This window comes from Microbacterium sp. HMWF026, assembly GCF_003061325.1.
GTDB classification, from domain to species: Bacteria; Actinomycetota; Actinomycetes; order Actinomycetales; family Microbacteriaceae; genus Microbacterium; species Microbacterium testaceum_E.
On the sequence record NZ_QAJB01000254.1, the window covers coordinates 1 to 1,253 of the forward strand.

The 1,253-nt window shown below is 74.7% G+C and carries 1 protein-coding gene and 1 pseudogene; one reads left to right on the plus strand and one right to left on the minus strand.

The genetic code is table 11. The features are described 5' to 3' along the window. Positions 1–691 (minus strand): EI24 domain-containing protein (locus DBR36_RS10010; protein ID WP_108319015.1); only part of this gene is annotated, 691 nt, incomplete at its 3' end. Positions 692–811: 120 nt separating this feature from the next. On the opposite strand from DBR36_RS10010, the pseudogene DBR36_RS10015 reads away from it, so the two are divergent. Then, a pseudogene (locus DBR36_RS10015) lies at positions 812–1,253 on the plus strand (hypothetical protein); the annotation flags it as partial.

The following is a 1,253-nucleotide window of genomic DNA, read 5'->3' on the forward strand; positions in this document are numbered from 1 at the left end:
TGCCGGCGACCGCCGCCGGCATGACGGCGACCGCGCCGAGCGGCACCAGGAAGCACAGCTGCGTGGCGACGCCGAAGCCGAGTGCGCGGGCCCGGTGGCGCCGCAGCAACGCGCGCCGGGCGCGCCGGTCGAGGCCCCGAGCCGACAGGGCGCGCGACGTGAGCTCGTCGGCCAGCAGCCACCCGGTGAGCAGCACGCCGGTGACGAATCCCAGGATGCCGCCGACGAACGGGACGAGTCCGATGGCCCAGGCCAGCGCCGCCGCGACGATACCGCGCAGGATGAGGCGGACGCTGTCGCCCGCGGCGCGCCAGAAGCCGTACTCGGCGTCGGGTACCAGGCCCGTCGCGCTGCGCTCGGTCGCCCGCCAGATACGGTCGTAGAAGGGCTCGCCCACGGCGAGGGTGACCGCCGTGAACGACACGACCGCGATGAGCAGGGCCGCGCCGAACGAGGCGATGCCGATCGCCGCGCGCACCGTCCCCGCCCAGGCCGGCGCCCAGGTCTCGGCGAACGGAGTCCAGGCCACCACGAGGTCGGGCAGGACGATTCCCCACGTGACGAGGGCCGCCGCGAAGACGAGTCCCACGAGCGTTCCGGGGATCAGGCCCAGGGCCATCGCACCCGGCGTCCGGCGCCACTGCCCGAGGCCGCGGGCGAGCAGGCCTGCGCCGGCGAGGAATTCACGCATGGGGTGAGTCTCGCAGACCGGCGGAGGGGCGGCGGTCCGGCGGTGTCGCTCGTGCGGGGCGTGACGACCCGCGTCGTCCAGCCCGCGGGGCGTGTCGGTGACCGCTGGCAGGATGCCCCCATGCGGATCCGCACGACCTCGACGCAACGCACCTACCGCTACGTCCGTCTCGCCATCATCGGGGCGACGGTGTTCCTCGCGATCGGTGTCGGCGTCGAGCTGGTGACGCACGGGCCCCTGCCGTCGGTGAGCGCGTCCTACTACACCCCCGCCGGTCCCGTCTTCGTGGGGGCGTTGAGCGCGATCGCCCTCGCGCTGCTGGCGTTGTCGGGACGCAGCCTCGAGCAGGGGCTCCTCGACGTCGGCGCGGTGCTGGCGCTCGTCGTCGCGTTCGTGCCGACCGCCGTCACGGGCGAGAGGTGCATGCCGGCGCCGCGCTGCATTCCGCCGGAGGTCCGCGAGGTCGTGCTCAACAACGGGGTGGCGGTGGCATCCCTCGTCCTTCTGGGGGTCGTCGCGGCGGTGGTGCTGGCGCGGGTGCAGGGGACGCTCAGCCGCGGGG